Below are 21011 nucleotides of genomic sequence, written 5' to 3' on the forward strand. Positions count from 1 at the left end.
TTGATATAGCTGACTTTACTATAAGCAAAGACCTACTCGTTTTCTTAGCGAGTAGGTCTTTTTGCTTATCTTTTTTTCTCCAGCAATTGTTTCACTTGATAAACTGCACCAATCATACCGGCATCATTTCTTAACTTAGCTGGTTGAATTTTTCCAATCGTTTTGTCTTTTAAAAAGCGAATACTTTCATGGCGCTCTTCCAATAAATCGATTTTTTCAATCAGTTGCTGCATAAACTCTTCGTTTGCACTAATTCCTCCACCGATTAAAATCATCTCGGGATCAAAAGAACCAATCAAATTAATCATCCCAACAGCAAGATCCTGATAGTAGCGATCAAGGACAGCAACTGCAACTGCCTCACCCGCTTTGGCCCGTTCCATAATGACCCTTGCATCTTTCACTGCCACAGCTTTAGGCTCCTCTTTTCGCAGAGCCTTGTTATACTGAGGATAAAGTCCTCCAACGACTGCGCCTCGCCAATTCAACGATACAGCTTCAATGTTTCCTGAGGGAGGCAGTTCATCAATCATCATATAACCGAATTCTCCAGCCATTCCATGAGCGCCGCGATAAACCTGTCCGTTGAGAACAATTCCACCGCCAACCCCTGTACCTAAAACGATACAAAGGTAATCATCCAGCTCCTGTGCATTCCCTATCCACTTTTCTGCGATAGCTGCTGCATTGGCATCATTTTCAACAGCGGTCGGCAGTCCTGTTCGTTTTTCCATTTCTTCTTTCAAATTGATTTCATATAAAGAATGGATTGCGCCAGCAGTTGTCATGAAGCCATTCTTCTGTATAACCCCCGGCGCACTGATGCCAACTCCTTCAATTTCATATGCCTTTTTGTAGTGCTGAACAATTTCTGTCAGCTCCTGAAGGATGTCTTCTTTCCTTCTTTTTGTCTCCGTCATTGCCTGTTCAATAATCTGTCCTGTTTCATCCAACACGCCATATTTAATATTGGTCCCGCCAATATCAAAGCCTACATACATAACATCAGCCACTTTCACTTTTATTCGATTGTATCATACACTTGAAAAACTTTCGAAAAGACCAGAGAACTTCCATAAATCACTGTCCCGCCTCCAAGAAATAGCCATAAGAGAAACAGCTTTGGAAAATAGAACGGAAACACGAGCCCACCACCGACGCACAGCAGAAAAACGAGTATGCTGTATGGAATATGTCGAATCGCCAACAGCAATGCGTTGAGAATTGTTGCTGAAAGCTTGTTTTCGAAACGAGCGAATAACGGGAAAAGGTACAACGTCATCAGCGAACCAATTGTCACTAGCAGCATACCGCCATAAAAACTGATTTGACTGCTGAAAAGCAGCGCGCGAATTACTGGATAGCCTATCCAAGCAAGAATGATTAGTCCCAATATACTTAACCAGACGACTGTACTTTTCTTCCATTCTTCTTTAAACTTTTGGATAAAGGTATGGAACAGATTCCCCTCTGTATGCTGCTGCATCTTAAACGCCGTGCCGTAGGCTGCGGTGATTGCAGCACCTATTGTAACAATAGGTAAACTGCTGATAATCAACAGCAGGTTTAACAGCATAATTTGATACAGCCGCATCATATAACGATACACAAGTCCTTCTGTGCTGAACAATTGGGACATTTTCTTCATCCTTTCTACTTGTTAGATAAGCAATCATCACAGTCTCTTTCTCTATCGATTGTTAGTCCATTCCCAGCTTTTCTTTGTTCTCTTTGATTTTTTCATTTCTTACGTTATTGATATCGTCGATATTATTTTGTTTTTGGAAATCCTTATATCCATCAATCAAGGTATCGACTTCATCCTCACTTTTCGCACGCAGCATACCAACTAAAGTCGTGCTCCAATTCGTTTGGATAGCGCTCAATGCCCGAGCTTCTTGAGAGCCTGCATCCGGACCAATATTTTCAGTCGCAAATTGCGGCTGTAATTTGCCATCGCCCCATTCCTGCAGTTGTCTTACTGCCTCAACATAAGAATCATCACTTAATGCTTTGAAACGGTCATGTCCAAACTGAATAAATTCACCTACACGATAATCCTTCTGCCATTTTTCCGGATCATTTTTCTGGATATCACGTGCTTCTTCTGTATAGGCAACCTTGCCGTCTGCAAGTGTTTCATAAGTTTCCCCTTCAATTCCATAGTTCGTCAACATTTCACCATGATCACTCAGTAAATACGTAAATACTTGAATTGCTTTTGCCGGATCTTTGGCTTGGTTCGTGATGTAATTGACCATCCAGCCGGAAATTCCAGCCTGTGATAAGGTTGCTTCATTTCCTTTTGTACTTTGAATACCATCCACCGCAATGTATTGAGCATTTGGCTCTTTGGCTGCAAATTCCTGTAACGAGATGCCCTGATTGACAAAGCTGCCAATCATGACGGTTGCATATTGTCCGGTTTTCAGCTTTTCTTTGAAGCGATCGCCATCATCAGTAAAGGAATCGTCACTGACGTTGCCGTCCTCATGTACCTGTCTAAATGCTTTAATCCATTGAATATAATCTTCATCAAGATTGCGGTCATAGTAATTGCCATCCTTATCGGTATAAGGCACGCCCAGCATATCTTGTACAACTTGATCCATTGAGCCATTGGAAGAACCATCTTTCGCAAAATCATTAAAGCCAAATGGAATCAAATCCGGATACTTCTCTTTAATCAAATTCATCGCTTTGACAAAGTTTTCCGGTGTTGTCATATCCGGTTTTCCAATTCCCTCATAGACATCCTGACGAATAATGAAGGCATCACGGGCAAATACTTCGCCACTTTCAAAATCTTCCTTTGTATTGGAATAATCGGGATAACCATATGTTTTACCATCACTCAGCTTATACCAGTTCAAGGTATCTTCACGAGCCACCTCATAAAAATAAGGGTCATAGGTATCGGCCAAATCCTGTAACGGCAGTGCCCAGCTTTCTGCCTTACGAGCCACAGAGGAGTTGGAATCAAATACTGTGATGATATCCGGCATATCGCCCCCCGCAAAATAAGTGTTCAGCTTGGTGTCATCACCGGTAATAAATTCGATATCAATATCCAAGTCTTCTTTTATTTTTTTCGTTACTACATCTGAACCAAACTCTGTATTCCACCAATCTGCGTTAATATACCAGACCAGCTTGTTGTCCTTTTTCGTATCCAGCTCCCAAGCCGGTTTCGTTTTATCAATTTCATATCTTCCTTCAATTGATGGTAATTCAGCTGTCTTGCCCTTGTCATTTCCTGCATTGTTTTCCGATCCGCCGCAAGCAGCCAATGAAAATAACGCTGCGCCTGTTACCAATGAGATGCCTAACTTCTTTTCAAATGATCCTTTTAACATGATGAACGCTCCTTCTCTTTTTTCATATATAGATTCTGTAAAAATCTTCGTTGTTCAAAAAATACTTGCTACTCGACCAGAACAATATCCGTTATCTGTTCAACGCTTTTATAGAATCTACATACAGTTGTCGTTTTATTAAAGACACATCAATCATTTCGTCTTATTCCTACTCTTCGTGTTATGCATACAAACCAAGTCCTTGCTTCCGATGGAATAACCGTTATTCTTTCACCGCTCCCAGCATCATACCGGAAATAAAATGCCGTTGCAGCAGCGGATAAATCATAATAATCGGAACAGTCGTGATTACGATTGTTGCCAGTTGTACCCCTTTTGAGGTTGTATTAATGGTCAACGCTGCATTCAACCCCTGACTGGATGCGGCCTGTGACTGTGTAATGATTTCGTAGAGCTTCATCTGCAATGGATACAAGGCTTTATCTGTGACATATAGTTTCGCTGTCATGAAGTCGTTCCATTGCCACACACCGTGAAATAACGCAATCGTTGCCAATGCCGGCTTAGATAACGGCGCATAGATACTGGTGAATACCTTCCAGTCGCTGGCACCATCAATTTTAGCGGATTCTTCAAGTGATACAGGTACATCTCTGAAAAAGTTCATCAAGATGATGACATCATAGTAGCTTAATAATGCTGGGATGATGTATACCCAGAATGTATTCAGCAAGCCCAACGATTTAATTAATAGATAAGTTGGAATCATACCACCGGTAAAAAACATCGTAATGATCCCCATTGTCGAATAGAGGGTACGCCCTTTTAGATCACGTTTGCTCAAGGCATAAGCCATGATGGCACAGAATAAAGTGTGTGCCAGCACCCCAATTACTGTTTTTCCAACCGAGACCAGCAGCGAACGCCAAATGCTTGGGTCCTTGAGCACCCGATTATAATTCTCAAAAGAAATCTCGGACGGCCAAAAAATAAAATTTCCTTCAGCCAAAGCTGTGCTTGAAGCAAAGGAGGAAGCGACGATATTCCAGATAGGAACAACGATTACGACGGTAAAGACTAACAGTAAAATGACATTGACCAAATTGAATATTTTGCTGTCCTTGTCCTGCACGACATTGCTTTTTGTTTTAGAAAAAGACAGTTGTTTCTTCTTTCCCAGTTCCATAATTTTCCTCTTATAATACTGATTGATTGTCGTTCAGCCTTTTCGTCACAATATTTGTGATTGCCAGCAGGATGACCGAGATAACTGCAACCCCTAAGCCAACAGCCGTTGCATAAGAGAAATCCCCTTGCATTAGACCAATTCGATACACATACGAGTTAATGACCTCTGCTTTGGGCTGGTTCTGTGAATTCATCAAGACTAAGGTCTGATCCAGATTCGAATTGAATAAACCGCTTACAGTCAAGATTAGATTCAAAGAAATGATATTCCTCATCATTGGGATTGTGATACTCCATGTTTGCCGTAAACGGCTGGCTCCATCCATTTTAGCCGCTTCATAATAGGTCGGATCAATTTTTGACATCGTCGCGAGATAGAGAATGGTCCCCCAGCCAGCTTCCTTCCATACATCGGAAAGTGCTGCAATCCACCAGTATTTACCAACGTCCAGCATATGATTTTGTTCTGTAGCGATTCCGACAATGTTCAACAGCTGATTAATCATGCCATTGGAAGAAAACCACGTAATCAGCATGCCTCCCAAAATAATCCATGAAAGAAAATGCGGCAGATACGATATCGTCTGAATTACTCGCTTGAAGACACTATCCCGCAGCTCAAAAATCATAATGGAAATGATAATCGGCAAGACAAATCCAAAAGCCAGTTTCAGAAAGCTGATACCTAATGTATTGACAACCGACTGCCAGAAATAGCGATCCTTCATGATAATCTCGAAATTGTCCCAACCAACCCATTGTGCCCCGCTAATCGTATCAATCACGGTATAATTTTTGAAGGCAATCGTCAGTCCATAGATTGGAATAAAGCTGAAAATAATCATATAAACAATTCCCGGTATCGCCATCATCTGCAATTGCCACTGCTTGGCAAAGGCCTTCCAGAAGCTCATAAATCGTTCGGACAACGAACTCTTTTTCACCACTTTTGCTTCCACTAAAAATCCCCCTTCTGAAAATAAAAACGTTTTTATTTTATGTTAAATCCTATAGTCTATTGCTTCTGCTAAAGAAACTGATGCTTGGCTTTCTCATCCCCTCAGTCTCTTTAGCCCACTTTATAGTGTATTCAAGCGCCTCGTTGATTTACGAATCAGCAGCTCACCTTCCAGCTTGAAAGACTGACCGATTGCTTGACCATTAATCAGATTCAGTAAATGCTCAACAGCCAGTGTCCCTTGCTTGGCAATCGGATTATGAACTGTTGTCAACGCAGGCGTGAAGTATTCCAATAAATCAATGTCATCAAAGCCCATCACGCTGAAATCATCAGGCACGGCGTATCCGGAATCCAACAACGCTTTGACTGTTCCTATTGCACTTAAATCATTCCCTGCCAATATGGCAGTTGGTCGTTCACCATGATAGCCTCGAACAAAGGAACGCACACTTGAATAGGCGGCCGCTTCTTCGAAAAAGCCTTGCAGGATTAATGCCTCATCAACTTGAATATTTGCTTCCTTCAGAGCTGCTTTATATCCTGCCAGCCGTTCGTCACTATCATAGCTTTTTTCAAAGCCTGCGATAAAGCTGATTCGACGATGCCCCAGCTCAATCAAGTATTCTGTCGCTTCCTTCGCCTTAGCAAAAGAATCGAAAACAACACTGCCAATCGTCTCGTCTGAGATGTCTCGGTCAATAAATACCGCCTTGATTTTTTCCCGCTTAATTGCTAATAAATCTTCTTCTGTAATAAGATCCTCAAAGCCGATAATTCCATCCACCACGCTACCCATAATTGAGTTCAGCACAACCTTCTTATCCGTTGAAATGAACACATTCACACCGTAACCGTTTCGCTCAGCTTCACGTGCAATCGACTCCACCACCGTACTAAAATAAGGTCCGGTAATACTATTCGTATAGAATCCCAGCATCTTTGTCTGTCGTGCCTTCAACTGTTTTCCCATCAAATTCGGAACATAATGTAGTCGTTCAGCGACTTCTAAAATCCGCTCCTTTGTTTCTGGTTTAACAACATCTACACCATTTAAGGCTTTGGAAACAGTCGCTATGGAAACGCCGGCTTCTCTGGCTACATCTCTTATTGTTAGTCTATTCATTATTCTCTCCTATAGTCACGAAATTTTTACAAAGAGATTGTAGCACTGCCCCTCAGCATTTACAATGAAAAATCTATATGAACTGCACGGACTAATGCGCCACACGAAAAGTGATAATTGCCTATAAGAAAAAGCAATGGGAAGCATTTTCCATGTCATTTATTTCGTCGCATGCGTATAGCTACAAGCCTTCTGACTTTTCACAGAGCTCAAACTGCCCTGTCAATGTATTTTGGCTGTCCAATCCGACAAAGAAACGGAACTTGCCCAAATCAGGATAACGCGTTAGGTTACTATGGACATAGCCTAAATCAGCTGCTGTCAAAGTAAACGTACACTGCGCTGTTGTGTTCCCTGCAACGGTCAGCTGCTGCCAGCTTTTCAACTCTTTTACCGGACGGACCAGCTCGCTCACTTGATCCTCCACGTATAACTGAACCGTGGTATTCCCAGCTTGAGCTGAATCATTCCTAACAGTTGCTTGAATCGTCAGCGGCTCATCCTCAGTAAGCACCTCCGCAGATTGGGTGATTGCTTCAATCGAAAGCTTACTATAGCTTAGCCCATGCCCAAATGGGTACAACGGTTCATTGCCAACATCCATATATTTCGACACATATTTTTCCTGTTGATTTTGTTCTGTCAATGGTCGGCCTGTAGAGTAGGCTTGATAAGAAAATGGCAACTGTCCTACCGCTCTTGGAAAGCTCATTGGCAGCTTGCCTTCCGGATTATGCTGACCAATCAGCGTTTCAGCAATCGCACGACCACCTTCACTTCCCGGAAACCAGACTTCCACTATACTCTTCGCATAAGGCTCGATTGCTGTTAGATCCAGCGGTCGGCCATTGAAAAGTACCACGACAAGATTTTTATTGGCAGCAGCCATTCTTTTAACCAGCTTAATTTGGTACTCCGGCAAACAGATTTCTGCCTTGCTGGCTGCTTCTCCGGTTTCCTCTGAAGACTCGCCTAAAGCCAAGATAACCACATCACTAGCCTTTGCTTCTTCTGATAATTTCACGTATTCTGCTTCTGAAGGCTCTGCCCACGATTCCGCAGCTCCTACAGTCAAATGCGGCAGCTGCTCCGTTAAGCCCTCTGCAAGATCGATTGCCTGCTCTGTTTTTCCAATCCATGACCAAGCGCCCAAAATATCTTTAGAGCTTGCTTTCGGTCCCAGCAGGAAGACCTGCTGTTGTGTTCGGATAGGTAGAGTATCTGAATCATTTTTTAGCAATACAAAGCTCTTCATCGCTGCTTCTTTTACTGCAATGCGTAAGGCTCCCTCAATCGGTTTGGCTTCCTCTTGAATTCCTCGGAAGGGATTTTCAAACAGTCCCAGCTCATTTTTCAATTTCAATATACGATAGACCGCTTCGTCCAGTGCATGGCTGTCTAAATCTGAATACTCGGCCAAATGATTGATATAGCAGTCGCTCATCATATCAATATCCGTTCCTGCTTCAAACGCCTCTGCCGCAGCTTGCTGTTTATCGCCAACCACTCGATGTGCCAGCAATTCCTCCAACGCATTCCAATCAGAAATTACCACACCGTTAAAGCCCAGCTCCTGACGCAATGTTTCTTTGATTAACGGACGATTCAAGGACATGAGCTGCCCATTAATTGGGTTGAATGAGGTCATGACAAGCTTGACCCCTTCTTCGATTGCCGCTTGAAATGCCGGTAGATAATTCTGATACAGCTCGATTGGCGATAAATCGACATGGTTGTAGTCTCGCCCACCCTGTACTGCGCCATAACCGATGAAGTGCTTCACACAGGCGGCTAAACGCTCAGTTTCTGTTTCTAAATCAGTTCCTTGATAACCTCTGACATACCCTCTCGTCAACTCGGCGGACAATATCGGGTCTTCGCCGTTGCTTTCCAGCACCCTGCCCCAGCGAGAATCCATTACATGATCCGCCATCGGTGAAAAGGTGACATGGACACCCGCTCGTGTTGCTTCTAATGCAGACAGTCGTGCTACTTCCTCTGTCAATTCTGAAGAAAAACTGCTGGCCAGTGCTAACGGAATTGGAAAAATCGTTTCATAGCCATGGATAACATCTGCCATAAACAGCAACGGAATCTTCAAGCGGCTTTCCTCTAAATAACTCTTTTGAATCGTAGCGACCTGTTCTGCCGTATGTGTTCCTAAAACCGAACCGATTTGAAACAGTTTATTCTCTGACAGCTGCCATTCCGCTGCCGGCCCTGTAATTTCTCCGGACTGGTTGAAGAAATCCGGCGTGACCTGCACCAGCTGACCAATTTTTTCTGCTAAGGTCATTTCATTCATGAGTTCTTTCAGTTCACTTTTTTTCATAACCTCTCCCCTAAATATGCTCACCATTGCTGTGAATCACTTGCTGATACCAGCTAAAAGAATCCTTTTTCAAACGCTCTAAGCTACCATTACCTTGATTGTCCTTATCTACATAAATCATTCCGTAGCGCTTCTCCATCTCTCCAGACCCAAAGCTGACAATGTCGATAATGCCCCAAGGTGTATAGCCCAACAGCTCGATGCCATCTTCAAGTACCGCTGCTTTCATTTCCTGAATGTGCTGACGCAGATAATCGATACGATACTCGTCTTCGATTCTTCCCTCTTCAGTCAGCTGATCGTATGCGCCAAAGCCGTTTTCAACAATAAATAATGGCAAATTATAACGTTCGTAAATCACATTCAACATATAGCGCAAACCAACAGGATCAATCTGCCAGCCCCAATCACTTGCTGAGACATACGGATTATTCAGCATTTTGGCATTTGCAAAATCAGTGATTGGATACCCTTGAAGCTCATCCACCGTAGTGACCGTCCCTGACATATAATAGCTAAAACCGATATAGTCAACAGTTCCTTCCTTCAATGCCTGCAGCTCTTCTTCTGAGTATTCAAGCTGATACCCCATCTTTTCCCAATATTTCAAGGTATAGCCTGGTAAAATCCCTCTGGCATGTACATCACTGTAAAAGAAGCGGCGCTGCATGACCTTTAGTGAAGCCATCATATCCTCCGGGCTTGAAGTATAGGGGTAAACCGGAACATAGGCCATCATGCAGCCAATTTGAAAGTCCGGATTGATTTCATGCCCCAGTTTGACGACCTTGGCACTGGCAATTAACTCATTCAATCCAGCTTGAAACGTGATTTCTTCTTTGTTTTCATCGGCTTCAAATCTCAGTGCGGAATTCGTCCATGTATGCAAATCATGCTGTCCATCTGCCTGATTATTGATTTCATTGAAGGTCATCCAGTAGGTTACCTTATCCTTGTACCGAGTCATTACTGTTTCTGCATAATGAACAAAGAAATCAATCAGCTTTTTATTTCTAAATCCGCCATATGCTTCTGCCAGGTGATAGGGAATTTCAAAATGTGATAAGGTAATAATCGGCTCAATCCCATTTTCATGTAATTCATCAAACAATGCGTCATAGTAGGCTAAGCCCGCTTCATTCGGTTCCAGCTCATCTCCCTTTGGAAAAATCCGTGACCAGGCAATCGATGTTCGGAAAGCTTTGATTCCCAGCTCCTTCAACAATTGGATATCTTCCTTATAGCGATGATAAAAATCAATGGCTTCATGATTTGGGTAATAATGATTCGGTAGGACCCCCTGTGTAATTTCACGGGCAATGCCATTTCCACCGGCCGTCACTACATCGGCAATACTTAAGCCTTTACCATCCTCTAAATACGCTCCCTCAATCTGATGAGCTGCGACAGCCCCACCCCATAAGAAATTTTTTGGAAAACTATTCTGCTGCATCCTCTTCACTCCATCCGGTTGATGAGCAAAGTATATAATAAAAACGTTTTCAAAAACAATCACTTAACAGCCTTTTGGTTTCTGTTCCGCAAAATGGAAAAAAGAATCACGCTGGCACAGGGTGTACCAACGTGATTCTGCTTATTCTATTCGCCACATAAATCAATTAACTTTTCAATAAGATACATACACGGAATCTGACTTGTCAGGTCCTGATGCTGTTCCAACCGCTCCACGTCTACATGATAAGAAAGAACATAATCTGTCATCTTTGCCAGTGGACTGTTTTCATCACTTGTAATCGCCACAGTTGTGTAGTCCAATGCATTTCGAAATCCATTGACGATTTCCACGATTTCTGTTGTTTTACCGGTTACCGAAAGTGTTATCAGCATGTTGTCTGTCGTATTCCGCAGCTTTGAGAAGAGCGGGTAGGTGTGATCCACCAGCGCAAAGCTGTTAAGTCCTTTGATTGCTGCTCTGCGAGCTGCGTATTCACACATCGCAGCGGAGGAACCCATTCCGAAAAAGACAATATTTTCACAGTTGACCATCTTTTCAGCAACCTTCCGCAGTCTTCCTTCAATTCCCTCAGGAAACCGCTCCTTCGACAACAGCTTTTCACCATAATCAAAGCCTTTACTTTCAGAAGCGTCTTCAACCTTAAAATGACTACGAAATTCTGTAAAGCTGCTATAACCAATTTTTCGAATAAAGCGCATCACAGAAGAGGTCGATGTATGAGACTCTTTTGCAATATCACGAACTCTCATATAGGGAATTTTACTGCTGTTGCTCGCCATAAAATGATAGATGGCACGATCTGTTTCTGACAACTCATTGAAATTGATTTTACCGAAAAAAGACATCTTGGAAACCCCTTTTTTATTTTTTGTGAACGAAAACGACTGTTTCCCGCAACCTGTTTACAGGATATATACTCAGTTAGAATCCTATCATGCTTCTACCTAATCGTCTATAAAATACGATAGCAGCTGATTCACAATACAAGAATAAAGAAGCCGCAGCAGATAACTAAAGAGCATCCGCCTGTTAGTATTTGCTGCTGCAGCTATCATTTTTTATTGAACATCAGGTTTTCACTTTAGTCTTCTTGCTCCGTCATAATAACCGGGCCGTCTTTCGTGATGGCAATCGAATGCTCATACTGTGCGCAGAACCCACCATCAATCGTCCGTGCTGTCCAGCCATTTGGGTCCATCTGCATGCGCCAAGTTCCTGTTGTAATCATTGGCTCAATGGTAATTGTCATCCCCTCTTTTAAGCGCAGCCCTTTGCCCGCAATACCATAATGCGGAAAAAACGGTTCTTCATGAATCGTTGGTCCAATACCATGAGCGATAAAATCTCTGACAACACCGAAGCCTTTTGCCTCTGCATAGCTTTGAATCGCATGACCAATGTCACCAACTCTGTTCCCGACTTGTGCTTGTTCAATGCCCAGCTTCAACGCTTCTAGCGTAACCGCCATTAACTCTTGATGCTCCGGTGTGATTTCTCCGACAGCATAGGTCCAACAACTATCTGAAATCGCTCCATGCAGGTCGACACAGAAGTCAACCTTCACAACATCGCCTGATTTCAAACGATAGTTTGATGGAAAGCCATGGCATATTTCCTCATTGACACTGACACAGGTAGCATATTCATACCCTTCAAAGCCGATTTGAGCTGCCACAGCACCGGCTTCTTCTATTTTTCTATGTACAAACTGATTGATTTCATTCGTTGTGATTCCCGGCTTTATCACCGTTCTTAACTGCTTGTGAATCCCCGCCAGAATCGCCCCTGACTCTTTCATTTGTTCAATTTCTCTCGTTGATTTTAATGTAATCATTGCATTTCCTCTTTTCGTTGAGTAAGACTCTTTGGCTAGTATAAGTCAGAATGTTTTCTATGACAACTCTCTCTTTTTAAAAAGCTTTACGATACCCATTGCCTAAATATTTTTCTTCTTGCAAACACCTTTACTTAAACAATTTAGGAACGCTTCTTTATCTGGCGAACAGCAAACAGCACAATCGGCAAGTAATTAAACAAGAAGCTGATTCGCTGCCACAAGCCCAATTGATTGAGTAACGGCCATTGGTTAATCATCGGAATTCGTGCCAAGCCATAAATACCGGCAAACACTAGACTGAAAAGCCAAAGTATTAAATAGTTCCTACTTTGAGAACGGTCACCCAACTTTCGATAAAGCAGATATAGGAACAACGGAAAAATCAAAAAGCCGCCATAGCCAATACCCGAACCAATATTATGTACCCATGTTGATACCGTCCATTGCGCTTGTTGCGTATCCACGCTAAATAAACCAGTAAAAATACAGTCACCGATACCATATGCACCAATTGCGAAAGTTCCCCAAAAAGCTAACGAGGACGAGCCTTCTTTGAATGTTTGATAGACTGCCGGTAATCCTAAAACATAAAAAGTTCCAGCGACCGCCGACCAAATCAAAAAGGCCTGACGAACCGGACTGCCAACATCACCAAATAGGCTCATTACAGCGGTCAACTGGTTTAATTTGGGATAAAAAAGTCCCAGTATATACGGTGTTAAAAAATCACTGAGCACACCAATCAGCAAAAAATAAAAGCCATACCTTTTCACAATAGCCACTCTCTTCATCTCCAAACAATGATGTTTTCATGTCTTCCTACGAAACTAAACTTATTCTCAATAAAAGAATAGCACCATTCTTCATGAAATGAAAAAAAAGACGGTCAAGCGCTTGTCCTACGCCTCACCATCCTTTTCAGCTGCTGCTTACAGCAATTCTTTTCTCAATGTTGCGTCATCTATTGGTGATAGATATTTCGGTGCGATATCCAAGACCGTGAAGGCTCCAAATTGTTTTTCATTTGCCAAACGGACACATGCTCTCGCATACGCAACCAAGACACTGGCTGTAAACTCAGGATTGCTGTCTAAATGCAGATTGTACTCAATCACCTGCTTTGTCGCTTCATGTGTCGTACCTGTATGCAAAACTGTCCCACCATGGGGCATCGCTTTATGTTCTCGATTCAATTCATCCAATGAAATGAAATGGACCTCTGTATCGTAATCCGCAAAATAATTCGGCATCTCCACGATTTCTGCTCGGATTGCTGCCTCGTCAGTACCGTCTTCCAAAACTACGAAGCATTTTCTAAAATGCTTGTCTCTAGTACTCAGCTCAAGCTGTTCACCGGCTTTTAATTTTTCGATAATTTCATTATTTGGGATTGTGTATTGCGTAGCATCAACAACACCGGCAATTCTTCTGATAGCGTCAGAATGCCCTTGGCTGACCCCTTTACCCCAAAATGTATAAGTTTCTCCCTGTGGTAAAATACTTTGTGCATATAACCGATTCAAGCTAAACAAACCTGGGTCCCAACCTGTAGAAATAACAGAAACAGTTTGATGCTCTTTAGCCACTTGCTCCACCTTTGCAAAATGCTCAGGGATTTTTGCATGCGTATCAAAGCTATCCACTGTATTAAAATACGTGGTGATTTCCGGTGTTTGAACAGGCAAATCCGTCGCCGATCCACCACATAAAATACACACATCAATTTCCTCTTTTTTATCCTTTAATGCATCCATATGAAAGGCCTGTGCTCCTTCAGTCGCCACATTTTCAGGTGCTCTTCTAGTAAATACCCCGACTAGCTCCATATCCTGATTCTGCTTCAATGAACGCTCTACCCCGCGCCCTAAGTTCCCGTACCCGACAATTGCTACTTTAATCATACTTATTCACTCCTAAAATCATTTACTAAAATTATACTATATCGCACACGAAAAAAGAGACAAAACTTGCCGAATTACAAGAAAAGCGAAATGAGTGTGAACAGGCTTGGAGTAAATTAGAAAATCCATTCAAAGATGCTCTTTATCTTTGTAATGGATTTGTCTATTTACCGAAGAGCCTCACTCATGCAGCTGGACAACAAGAAAAGCGAAATGAATGTGAACAAGCTTGAAGTAACCAAGTAGGTACTACTCAACATAAACTCATTCTTCATTGTGTTTCATAGCAATTAGAAAACTGACTTTAAGCTATAAAAAAGGGATGAGACATTAATCTGTCTCATCCCTTTAAAATCAAACTGATGGCGTCAATGCCCTCGTTCCTTGAACACATGCAAATACCTTTTTCTATTTTTACCTAGCCTTTCCGGCGGAACTTCATATATATACCGCCACCAAGTAGAAGCAATAACAGACCGATACTCGTGTATAGAATAGAGCGTTGCTCACCGGCATTTAACAGCGTGCCGGTTTTCTTCCCAGTATCAGAGGTACTCGTCCCACCGCCTCCGGAATTCCCTGGTTCTTCAGACGAGCCCGGCGGTGGTGTCGTGTCGGTTGTTGTATTAACGATATCGCCAGTCCAGTCTGACGGCGAGGTAACTGTCAACTTCCCGGCTCCATCATAATCAATGACTACCTTTATCGGCTCCTTCAATAATTGATAGCCCGTTGGTGCCTTGGTTTCAACTAGGTAATAGGTTCCTTTACCTAATTCTGTGAACAAAGCCTGCCCTTCATAATCAGTTATAACAGGTCCTTGCAGTACCTTGCCCTCAGAATTCTGTAATTCAAATACTGCACCTGCCAGCACTTCACCACTCTCATTGACCTTGGTGATTGGCAAATCGATAACTTGCTCATTCACAATTGTTCCATCCCAAGCCTCAGGTTTAGTAATGACCAGCTCTCCGCTATCGTCATAAGCCACAGTGATTTCTATCGGATCAGATGGTGCAAACCCCTCAGGAGCCTTGGTTTCTATCAGACGATAGGTTCCCGCCTTCACATTTGTAAAGGTCAGGTTGCCTTCGAGGTCAGAGGTTTGAGCAGTGCCCACTATCACACCGGCATCATCTCGAAGCTCAAATACAGCTCCGGCTAATGGACGTTTTTGCTCATCCGTTTTGGTCAGATGTAGCGCTGTTGCCTGCTTATTGACGATAATCGGCAAGCCATTCTCACTGGTTTCGAAGTCTTCCTCCGGATACTCAACATGTAAGAAACCATGGTTATCCCAATAAACACGGACCGGAATCGGTGCATTCGGTACATAGCCATCCGGATATTCTATTTCTCGTAAGGCATAAAATCCCGAAGCAACTCCCGTGAAGTTTACTTTTCCGTCAGCATCTGAAACAGCTTGGTAAGAGGGGCCGCCATACAAAGAAGTCAGTTCGAACTTTACACCAGATAAAGGAATATTCCCTTGAGCCGTCTCTCCCATTTTAATAAAAGGAAACTCTATATCCGGTTTTGGTTCTTCTACATCCGGCATATTATATATCTTGCCGTCCCAGAGGTCATTATAATCACCTAAGTCAGGCGTTGCCACCAGCCTTCCATCTTCATCAACATAAACGGAAATAGGAATCGGGTCTCTTTCCAGATAACCGCTCGGTGCCTGTGTCTCAATCAGCTGATATTCACCAACTGTCAGTCCTGTGAAAACGACTTTGCCATCTGAATCGGTTGTTATCGGTCCTTGAACCAGATTTCCCGCGGTATCCCGTAATTCAAATACAGCTCCGGCCAGCGGCTCCCCTAGATAATCGACTTTTGTAAAAATAAAATCCGTTCGCAGCTGCGTATTTTTCACTTGGTATTGATTGGTCCAATCAGAAGGCTGAACAATGGTCGGTTTGCCATCCTCATCAAGATCCACAACAACCTTCACCGGATCAATTGCTTCATAGCCTTCGGGCGCATGTGTCTCAACTAGATAATACGTACCAACAGCGATTCCTTCAAAAGTAACCTTGCCAGCGGCATCTGAAGTTTTCGGCCCTTGAACCAGCTTGCCTTGTTCATCTCGCAGCTCAAACACCGCGTCCTTCAACGGTTGATTCTTTTCACCCACTTTAGTAAAGGAAAAATCTGAACGCTTCGCTTTATCTACAACAAGCCCTTGCCAATCTGTTGGTTGTAGTACCGTTAATTGATTGTTTGTATCGTAACCGATAACGACAGAAATCGGGTCAATCAAATAATAATTTTCCGGTCCACCAGTTTCGACAAGCTGATAGGTTCCTTCTGTGATTCCTGTAAAAGTTACTTTTCCGTCACGACCAGAAACAACAGGTCCAAACAGTGTATTTCCATCGCTATCCTGCAGCTCAAAAACGGCGCCTCTAAGCGGTCGCCCTTCTTCATTTTGTTTCTCAAAGGTAAAGTCTGTCAGCTTTTTATTGATGATTTTTCCATCCCACGCTTCAGGCTTTGTAACTACCAGTTGACCGCTGCCATCATAGTCTATAACCAACTCCTGTTTTTTGCTTCCTTGATAACCACTTGGAGTAGTTGTTTCCACTAAATAATACGTCCCTTTTGTGACATGCTCAAAGACTACCTTGCCCTGCGCATCCGAACGTACAGGTCCGGCAACACGTTCTCCGTTCTCATCCTGTAATTCAAATACAGCACCAGCTAAGGGTTGATTATTATCAGTGACCTTCAACAGCTCAAGGTCTAAAGAGGCTTGGTTAATTAGCTGAAGCTCTTCGTCATCTTTTTCAAAGATGCCATCCGGATACGCGACAGCCAGTGTGCCAATCTGTGTTTTATATACCCGAATAACTACTGGATCAATTGGGTCGTAGCCTTCCGGCGTTGATATCTCCTCAAGAATGTACACACCCTCCACTAAATCTGAGAACATGACCTCGCCATTTTCATTAGAGCTGGCTTCAATCACCTTGCCTCGATCCAACAGTGAAGTAAGCTTGAATTGAACATTCTCCAACGGGATGTTTTCATTGCTCCGTTCTCCCAGCTTCGTAAATACGAAATCTGCTTTCAAATCCGGTTCCAATGCGTCTGGTAAATTGTAAATCGTCGGGTCGTTCCATTCTATATAGCCATCGCCATAATCAATGAATATTTCCAGCTCATCTGTTTCCGACACTCGAACTTCTAAAGGAATTTCTCGATCAAGGACAAGATAACCGACAGGCGGCTGAATTTCTTTCAATGTATAGAAGCCAATGGTCAAATCAGTGAAGCGAATCACACCATCATCGCCGCTTGTCACTGTATCCAGCAAATTTCCATCTGCATCATATAGTTCAAAAATGGCATCTTTCAAGGGTTCATTGTCCACTGCTCGCTTCACAAATTGTAAATCAGTTTTTCTCAACGTATTGGTAATGACAAACTCATTCGGGTTTTCTGTAACCACCGAGCTGGTATAACGATCATCCACCAGTACTTCCTTTATTGAGTAAGTGAAGTCCTCACCCTGATTGTTGTAGAGCGGTAATTGCGAACTGCTTGTCATCCCCTTTGGTATAACCTCACTGACTTCCTTATGCCAGCCTTCTGAACGCGAAAGTTCGATCCCTTCACTCTCCTGCCAGCTCTCACTGTTGACGGTTGTTTCTCTTTGAATGATAACCTGAACAGTTTCCGGACGATCCGCAGAATTATCATCCTCCCACTCCTTCGTTACCGAAAGAGTTACTCCCGGTGCTTTGACTGAAGGAATTGGAAAATCTAAAAGATTCCCTGAACTGGAAGGGTCTAGCGTTGTCCGATCATTGGCAAGGTACCAAGAATCCGCCTGAAAATCGGCTGCTTCTGTGTCAATGCGTATCTGATAGGTCAGTGTGACACGCTCATCTCGTCCAAGACTTAATCCTTGAAGCTGTATCGTTCCAGCATTTTCTGAAACGGTAACCTTAGTAACCAAATCAGGTGCAGATTGCCAACTGCCATTTTCCGCCTTTCGCCAGCCTTGAAGCTGATAATCATTCGGACCAAAATCGCTGCCTTGTTTTTGCAGCAGAATATGATCCCCCATCGGGTCGGAAATACTGCCGTTGCTAATGGTTTTATCAATCTGGGAAGCAACGGTTCCCAAGGCTTCACCCAAGCCTTCCAGATTCTCATCAATTGATTTATAGTGACTGGCATTTGATGCTAGATTTTGAGCAATATATTCTCCACGACTCGAGGCATTTACACCCACAGAATACATCTCAATCCCTTGTGTTTTCAATGATACCGCCGTTCCCAATGTTAGGTTTGCCAGCTCTGCTTTCCCTAATAAAACCGAATTCTTGTCGGAGGATTCACTGATATTATAATATTTAGGGTTATCTGTCTGAAAATCCGTCACATAGGTTGCCGCAGAGTATCCATTAAGGGCTCGAATTTCTCCGTTATTCTGATATATCGGTGCATTTTCCTGCTCTAAATACGCCCGATTCGCACTACCATCTCCCACATGAATAAGCATTTTTTTCGCATTACTGCGCCCTGCTGTGTTAAAGAGGTTTTCTGCCTCATAGAGTCCCTTCTGAATAAATGTTCCGGTATGACTTTCTGCTGTATTGCTCATAAACGAAAGCAACTGTCCCTCATCTGTCAGAAATGCACCAGTTGAGTAGACATAACGGTTATAAGCAACGATGGCTATTTTCACTTGGTCTTCTCCGAGAGAGTCCTTAATCTCCTCTAGAAAATCCGATACCCCTTGTATAGCATTTTGAAGATTCTCACCAGTCATGGAAGACGAATAGTCAATAACCAAAACCACATCAATCGGGTTCTCTATCTGATTCCCCTTCACATCTAAGGTGACATCAAACAAGCCTTGCTTCGCCGCATTTTCTGCGACACTCTTTTTCAAATACGCAGCATCTTCATAGTTCACATAGCCTTCATCATCGAAAGTTACTTCATTTGTCTGACCATAAGCATAGTTATACGTGTCTCCATCTGCAATACCATTCGTTAGATACTGCCCGTTATCATTACTATAATCGAAGGAATAGGTTGTTGGTATCGCCCGTTCCAACAGATTTTGACCAATCAGCCCTGCTAATGGATTAGGAATGGCTGCTGTATGTTGAACCGCTTCTTCACTCTCCTGTGTATCTTCGCTAGAAGTTGCTGGTTCTGTTGTTTCTATCGCCTGAGAACTTGTGACAGATTGCTCTGAGGTGAAATTGGGAGCTTCCTGTGCCTGTGTTGGCACCTCCATCGTAACCTCATACTGCTCCTTTTCCAGTGTGACATTTTCCAGAGTAGCAGCTTCCGTCAGCTCCTGCAGCTGCGGTACAAATTTATAGGTATAGGCAGAAGCCGTATTAGGTGTTGTAAACGAAATTGTGTCTGTCTGTTCCTCTATAGATGGTTCTTGTGTATATTCAATCCACCCATCCTTTATTTGAGCATTATCACTGGTAACAGTAATAGCTGTCATGTTGTCTTCTTCCAATTGAAGCTTCAATGACAGTTCACGTTGCACGTCACTGGCGGCCTTCATTAACGAGACCTGCCAATGCAGCTCATCCCCTACCTCGTCATAGGAAAGAGCAATCTTCGCCTTTCCAGCTTCATCCAACACTAACTGCTGATTGTCCTCTGCTGCATAAGCAGAAATAACTGTCATTACAGAAAGAATAAAAGGCATAAATAATAGCAATACTGCCGCTAGCGTAGGTATCCGATGCATCCATTTCATTTCTAACCTCTCCTTTTCGTGCCTGAGCTTATTAGCAACTCAAAAAGACAGTAAAATTCATTATCTTCTTGCCTTCATAGTAGCAAATGATAGGGAAAATTGAAAAAGATAACTCGGCAAAAGCAGAACAAATCCCTTGTTTCCAACTATTTTTCTCCTGAGTCTACCTGTAATAGTTTTCAACTAAAAAGACAGAGAATGCTACTTCAGCCTCCCTGCCTTTCATAAAACGATAGAATCACACCTCTAACTAAACTGTTTGGTTAGGAAACGTCTCCTTTTTCTAACTCATAAGATATTCAAAATTAGACAATGCTTTCTCAAAAAATCGTCGGAACCAACCCGCCATCTAATCGTAATGCGGCACCGGAAAAGGAAGACGCATACGGACTCGCAACGAAGGCAGCGAAACGACCAACTTCTTCCGGCCGAATCAAGCGTTGAATTTGCGACAACGGTCGGTGATTTTTCATGAAATCTTGCTCCCACTCAGCTTTATCTAGGGAACTCTCGTTGTACATTTTCTCCAACATACTCTGAACACCTTCAGTTAAGGTTGAGCCAGGCATGATTGTATTCACTGTAACCTGTGTGCCCTTTGTCAGCTTGGACAGGCTTTTAGCCAAGGAAAGATTCATTGTTTTGGTCATACTGTATTGTGGCATTTCTCCCGATGGCATCACGGCTTCTTCACTGGCGATAAAAATGATTCGACCAAAGTCAGCATTCAGCATGGCAGGCAAATAAAACTTAGCCAGCGCATTTCCAGCCAACACATTAACTGAAAAGAAATGTTCCCATATTTCATCGGTAATATCAAAATAATCCATCGGTTGAAAAATCCCCATATTATTGACTAAAATATCAACTTTAGGAAAAGTCGAAAACAACTTTTCTCTTTCCGCTTCTACTGAAACATCATAGGCTGCTGCTTGAGGCTCCGTTGCCGGAAACTCCTTTTTCAGCTCTGCAACCACTGTTTTGACAGAGGCTTCTTGTCGCCCGTTGATAATGACATTTGCTCCTTCACGCGCCAATTCTGTCGCAATGGCCTTGCCGATGCCCTTTGTCGAGCCTGTCACTAATGCCGTCTTTCCTTTTAATCCTAATTCCATGTTATTCCCTCCTA

The 21011-nt window shown here is 42.9% G+C and carries 14 protein-coding genes; all 14 read right to left on the bottom strand.

Annotated features, from left to right (window positions below; translation table 11 throughout):
* Positions 1 to 65 precede the first annotated feature (65 nt).
* A complete protein-coding gene (locus IW510_RS03195; RefSeq protein WP_202057396.1) occupies positions 66 to 1001 on the bottom strand; it encodes an ROK family protein in 936 nt (311 codons plus the stop codon).
* A gap of 20 nt (positions 1002 to 1021) precedes the next feature.
* Entirely contained in the window at positions 1022 to 1639 is a 618-nt protein-coding gene (locus IW510_RS03200; RefSeq protein WP_202056849.1) for a YesL family protein, read from the bottom strand.
* A 61-nt stretch (positions 1640 to 1700) separates the two neighbouring features.
* Positions 1701 to 3356: a sugar ABC transporter substrate-binding protein gene (locus tag IW510_RS03205; RefSeq protein ID WP_202056851.1), complete on the bottom strand. Its 1656-nt coding sequence runs from the start codon at positions 3354 to 3356 to the stop codon at positions 1701 to 1703.
* A 223-nt stretch (positions 3357 to 3579) separates the two neighbouring features.
* Complete coding sequence (locus tag IW510_RS03210; protein ID WP_202056853.1) at positions 3580 to 4503, bottom strand: carbohydrate ABC transporter permease; 924 nt, start codon at positions 4501 to 4503, stop codon at positions 3580 to 3582.
* 10 nt (positions 4504 to 4513) lie between these two features.
* Positions 4514 to 5419 carry an ABC transporter permease gene (locus IW510_RS03215; RefSeq protein WP_202057397.1) on the bottom strand — a complete coding sequence of 302 codons (906 nt, stop codon included), beginning with the start codon at positions 5417 to 5419 and terminating at the stop codon, positions 4514 to 4516.
* A gap of 165 nt (positions 5420 to 5584) precedes the next feature.
* Complete coding sequence (locus IW510_RS03220; RefSeq protein ID WP_442896387.1) at positions 5585 to 6592, bottom strand: LacI family DNA-binding transcriptional regulator; 1008 nt, start codon at positions 6590 to 6592, stop codon at positions 5585 to 5587.
* A 178-nt stretch (positions 6593 to 6770) separates the two neighbouring features.
* Positions 6771 to 8921 carry a glycoside hydrolase family 3 N-terminal domain-containing protein gene (locus IW510_RS03225; RefSeq protein WP_202056855.1) on the bottom strand — a complete coding sequence of 717 codons (2151 nt, stop codon included), beginning with the start codon at positions 8919 to 8921 and terminating at the stop codon, positions 6771 to 6773.
* 10 nt (positions 8922 to 8931) lie between these two features.
* Positions 8932 to 10374 carry a 6-phospho-beta-glucosidase gene (locus IW510_RS03230; protein ID WP_202056856.1) on the bottom strand — a complete coding sequence of 481 codons (1443 nt, stop codon included), beginning with the start codon at positions 10372 to 10374 and terminating at the stop codon, positions 8932 to 8934.
* A 146-nt stretch (positions 10375 to 10520) separates the two neighbouring features.
* Positions 10521 to 11243: a MurR/RpiR family transcriptional regulator gene (locus IW510_RS03235; RefSeq protein ID WP_202056857.1), complete on the bottom strand. Its 723-nt coding sequence runs from the start codon at positions 11241 to 11243 to the stop codon at positions 10521 to 10523.
* A 236-nt stretch (positions 11244 to 11479) separates the two neighbouring features.
* Positions 11480 to 12232 carry a type I methionyl aminopeptidase gene (map, locus tag IW510_RS03240; RefSeq protein ID WP_202056859.1) on the bottom strand — a complete coding sequence of 251 codons (753 nt, stop codon included), beginning with the start codon at positions 12230 to 12232 and terminating at the stop codon, positions 11480 to 11482.
* 143 nt (positions 12233 to 12375) lie between these two features.
* Entirely contained in the window at positions 12376 to 13017 is a 642-nt protein-coding gene (locus IW510_RS03245; protein ID WP_202056861.1) for a DUF998 domain-containing protein, read from the bottom strand.
* A gap of 147 nt (positions 13018 to 13164) precedes the next feature.
* Positions 13165 to 14136: a diaminopimelate dehydrogenase gene (locus IW510_RS03250; RefSeq protein ID WP_202056863.1), complete on the bottom strand. Its 972-nt coding sequence runs from the start codon at positions 14134 to 14136 to the stop codon at positions 13165 to 13167.
* Positions 14137 to 14554: 418 nt separating this feature from the next.
* Positions 14555 to 19882 carry a SpaA isopeptide-forming pilin-related protein gene (locus IW510_RS03255; RefSeq protein WP_202056870.1) on the bottom strand — a complete coding sequence of 1776 codons (5328 nt, stop codon included), beginning with the start codon at positions 19880 to 19882 and terminating at the stop codon, positions 14555 to 14557.
* A gap of 320 nt (positions 19883 to 20202) precedes the next feature.
* Entirely contained in the window at positions 20203 to 20997 is a 795-nt protein-coding gene (locus IW510_RS03260) for an SDR family NAD(P)-dependent oxidoreductase (RefSeq protein ID WP_202056871.1), read from the bottom strand.
* Positions 20998 to 21011 lie beyond the last annotated feature (14 nt).

The organism is Enterococcus sp. BWR-S5 (assembly GCF_016745255.1).
In the GTDB taxonomy this organism is placed as follows: domain Bacteria; phylum Bacillota; class Bacilli; order Lactobacillales; family Enterococcaceae; genus Enterococcus_L.

Bases quoted from the DNA above. Each gene is read 5' to 3' on its own strand.
- IW510_RS03195 (WP_202057396.1), bottom strand. From the start codon at position 1,001: ATGTATGTAGGCTTTGATATTGGCGGGACCAATATTAAATATGGCGTG.
- IW510_RS03200 (WP_202056849.1), bottom strand. From the start codon at position 1,639: ATGTCCCAATTGTTCAGCACAGAAGGACTTGTGTATCGTTATATGATG.
- IW510_RS03205 (WP_202056851.1), bottom strand. From the start codon at position 3,356: ATGTTAAAAGGATCATTTGAAAAGAAGTTAGGCATCTCATTGGTAACA.
- IW510_RS03210 (WP_202056853.1), bottom strand. From the start codon at position 4,503: ATGGAACTGGGAAAGAAGAAACAACTGTCTTTTTCTAAAACAAAAAGC.
- IW510_RS03215 (WP_202057397.1), bottom strand. From the start codon at position 5,419: ATGAGCTTCTGGAAGGCCTTTGCCAAGCAGTGGCAATTGCAGATGATG.
- IW510_RS03225 (WP_202056855.1), bottom strand. From the start codon at position 8,921: ATGAAAAAAAGTGAACTGAAAGAACTCATGAATGAAATGACCTTAGCA.
- IW510_RS03230 (WP_202056856.1), bottom strand. From the start codon at position 10,374: ATGCAGCAGAATAGTTTTCCAAAAAATTTCTTATGGGGTGGGGCTGTC.
- IW510_RS03235 (WP_202056857.1), bottom strand. From the start codon at position 11,243: ATGTCTTTTTTCGGTAAAATCAATTTCAATGAGTTGTCAGAAACAGAT.
- map (WP_202056859.1), bottom strand. From the start codon at position 12,232: ATGATTACATTAAAATCAACGAGAGAAATTGAACAAATGAAAGAGTCA.
- IW510_RS03250 (WP_202056863.1), bottom strand. From the start codon at position 14,136: ATGATTAAAGTAGCAATTGTCGGGTACGGGAACTTAGGGCGCGGGGTA.
- IW510_RS03255 (WP_202056870.1), bottom strand. From the start codon at position 19,882: ATGAAATGGATGCATCGGATACCTACGCTAGCGGCAGTATTGCTATTA.
- IW510_RS03260 (WP_202056871.1), bottom strand. From the start codon at position 20,997: ATGGAATTAGGATTAAAAGGAAAGACGGCATTAGTGACAGGCTCGACA.